The 2,720-nt window shown below is 68.9% G+C and carries 4 protein-coding genes; all 4 read left to right on the top strand.

Annotated features, from left to right (window positions below; all coding sequences use genetic code 11):
* A partial coding sequence (locus EQG76_RS04565; RefSeq protein ID WP_159710997.1) for a DHHA1 domain-containing protein occupies positions 1 to 247 on the top strand: 247 nt, incomplete at its 5' end.
* Between the two features lie 215 nt (positions 248 to 462).
* On the top strand, positions 463 to 1,293 hold the full coding sequence (locus EQG76_RS04560; protein ID WP_159710995.1) for a TIGR04290 family methyltransferase: 831 nt from the start codon (positions 463 to 465) through the stop codon (positions 1,291 to 1,293).
* Positions 1,294 to 1,417: 124 nt separating this feature from the next.
* Positions 1,418 to 1,831 (top strand): DUF2946 family protein, encoded by a 414-nt coding sequence (locus EQG76_RS04555; RefSeq protein ID WP_159710993.1) that lies wholly within the window; start codon positions 1,418 to 1,420, stop codon positions 1,829 to 1,831.
* A gap of 73 nt (positions 1,832 to 1,904) precedes the next feature.
* The coding region (locus EQG76_RS04550) for a PepSY-associated TM helix domain-containing protein (RefSeq protein WP_200840555.1) at positions 1,905 to 2,720 on the top strand (816 nt) is incomplete at its 3' end.

Here is a 2,720-nt window from a genome sequence, read left to right as displayed (position 1 = left end):
GAAGAAGCAGGTGGGCTCGGGCGTGATCGCCCTGGTCTCGGTCAGCGACGGCAAGGCCGCGGTGGTGGTAAGCGTCACCGACGACCTGACCGACCGGTTGGATTCGGTGGCGCTGGTCCGCCGGGCCGTGGCGGCACTGGGCGGCCAGGGCGGCGGCGGCCGGCGCGACTTCGCCCAGGGTGGTGGGCCGGATGCCGCCCAGGCAGCTGCGGCGATCGCCGCGGTGGAGGCGGCGCTGGCCGGCTGAACGAGAGGGCGGCGGCACAGCCCGCCGCTCCGGCCCACGTCGCCCGCACAACCCCGAATGCCGCGTGCGGCCACCAATGCCGGCTTGGTTCCCGGCTAAAATCTCCGCCTGCATCCTGTAAATTGCGCGGAACGCGGCATGGATGGCTGCGTTCTGCTCATGTGGCGGCAGCAGCTGCTGCCGCACAGGATGCTCTTTGGCTGGAGGATGGCAGCATGAGCGAGCGGCGGAGAGCGAACGGGGCGGACCTCGCAGACCAGCGGGCGACCATCCGGCGCCGCATCGACGAACTGGCCCCCTGGTTCCACAATATCGACCTGAACGGCATCCCGACCGCGCCCGACCATCCACTGAACAACTATCCGACCTGGAAGTGGCGGCGCTTCGCCCACGCCGTCCCGGAAGACCTGTCCGGCCGCACCGTGCTCGACATCGGCTGCAATGCCGGGTTCTACGCGCTGGAGATGAAGCGTCGCGGCGCGGATCTGGTGGTGGGGATCGACGAGGACGAGCGCTATCTGAGCCAGGCGCGTCTTGCGGCCGAGGTGACCGGCCTGGAGGTCGAGTTCCGGCAGCTCTCCGTCTATGACGTCGCCAGGCTCGGCCGACGGTTCGATCTCGGGATGTTCATGGGGGTGCTCTACCACCTGCGCCACCCGCTGCTGGCACTCGATCTGATCCACGAGCACGTGGCGGACGACTTGGTCCTGTTCCAGACGATGCAGCGCGGCAGCGAAGTGGTCTGGGAATTGGAGGAGGATTACGGTTTCTGGAACGGCAGCATCTTCCACTATGCCGGCTTCCCCGCGATGTACTTCATCGAGCAGCGCTACGCCGGTGACCCGAGCAACTGGTGGATCCCCAACCGCGCCTGTGCGGAAGCAATGCTGCGAAGTGCGGGCTTCGAAATCCTCCAGCACCCCGAGGACGAGGTCTATCTCTGCCGCCGCGCGCCGGCACCTTCGATGCGCCCCGCACCCCCGGCGCTCCGCCAGCCGCATCCGGATGACGCGATGACCGCCCGCCGCCACAATGGGCCGGAGTGACGCTACGGGACGGATGAAGCCCGGACCTATCGGGGGATGTGCTTTCCGCGGCTTCGACCGGTAAGACCGGTTTATATCCAAGGTTGTACTAGGCAGCGTCTCGGGACTGCGGCACCATCCAACAATGCGTGCGGTTCCGACAGCCATAGGACGATCGGCCGGTCAGCGCCTGACGGCACTGGCCGCTGCCGGCCTGTTCGCCCTGCAATTGCTGCTGGCGACGGTCGGCTCGGCGCTGCTCGCCGCTCCGGCGGCAGCCGGGCACCTGCTCGTGCCGATCTGCACGGACGGCCATCTCACCTGGATCGATCCGGCTGCCCCGGATGGGGGCGACGAGGATCCGAGGCAGGGTGGTCTCGACTGCGCCAAATGCTGTCCGCACCTGGTCAATGCTCTGCTGCCGCCCCGTCCGCCGCGACTGGTCGAGGTCACCGAGCGGCAGGTCGAGCCCGCACCGCTGCCGTTCCTCGCTGTGCGCGCCGGGCGTTCGACCGCAGCGCCGCCGCCGCCGCGCGGACCGCCCCCATCGCAAGCCTGAGCTGACGCCCGCCGGCCCGAGCCATCACCTGCCCGGCGCCGTCCAGGTCCTCGACTTCGCTTGCGAGACGACGATGTACGACACTGCTGCTCCGCTGCCGGCGGCCGCCAGGCTGCCGACCCGCGATGCCATCCACCGCGCCGTGTGGCGCTGGCACTTCTATGCCGGGCTGCTGGCCCTGCCATTCATGATCCTGCTGGCCGTCACCGGCGGCCTGTATCTGTTCCACGACGCGCTGGACGGCTGGTTCCACCGCGACGTGCTGAGCGTCGAGGCGCGCAGCACCCCGATGCTGGCGCCGGAGACGCTGGTCGCCCATGCCCAGGCGGCCCATGCCGGCACAGTCTACCAGTTCGTACCGCCCGCCGGCCCGACCTCCTCGGCCGCGATCGGCTTCAAGGGCGCGGACGGGGCAAAGTTCTCGGTCTATCTCGATCCCTATGACGGCCGCATCCTGGGCACCATGGACGACAAGTCCTCGGTGATGTGGACGGTGCGCCAACTGCACAGCCTGGCCCTGTTCGGCACCTGGCCCAGCTATGTGATCGAGGTCGTGGGCGGCGCCGCGATCATCCTGGTCGTGACCGGCTTCTATCTCTGGTGGCCGCGCAGGCGGCAGAAGGGCGGCATCGTCAGCCTGCGCGGCACCAGGAAGCACCGCCTGTTCTGGCGGGACCTCCATGCCGTGACCGGATTGGTGACCGGTCTGTTCATCGGCTTCCTGGCGCTCACCGGCATGCCCTGGTCGACCTATTGGGGCGACCGGTCGTTGGCGGTGCTGACCAGTCTCGGCCAGGGCTTCCCAGCTGGGGCCTGGGGCGACACGCCGGTCTCCAGCCTGTCCATGCACGCGGTGGTCGACGAGGTCGGCTGGACGATGCAGCATGCA

Source organism: Geminicoccus flavidas, assembly GCF_009806515.1.
Classification (GTDB): Bacteria; Pseudomonadota; Alphaproteobacteria; order Geminicoccales; family Geminicoccaceae; genus Geminicoccus; species Geminicoccus flavidus.
The sequence above is the reverse complement of the archived record's forward strand: the minus strand, read 5'-3'. Positions and strand labels throughout refer to the sequence as shown.

Bases quoted from the DNA above. Each gene is read 5' to 3' on its own strand.
- EQG76_RS04560 (WP_159710995.1), top strand. From the start codon at position 463: ATGAGCGAGCGGCGGAGAGCGAACGGGGCGGACCTCGCAGACCAGCGG.
- EQG76_RS04555 (WP_159710993.1), top strand. From the start codon at position 1,418: ATGCGTGCGGTTCCGACAGCCATAGGACGATCGGCCGGTCAGCGCCTG.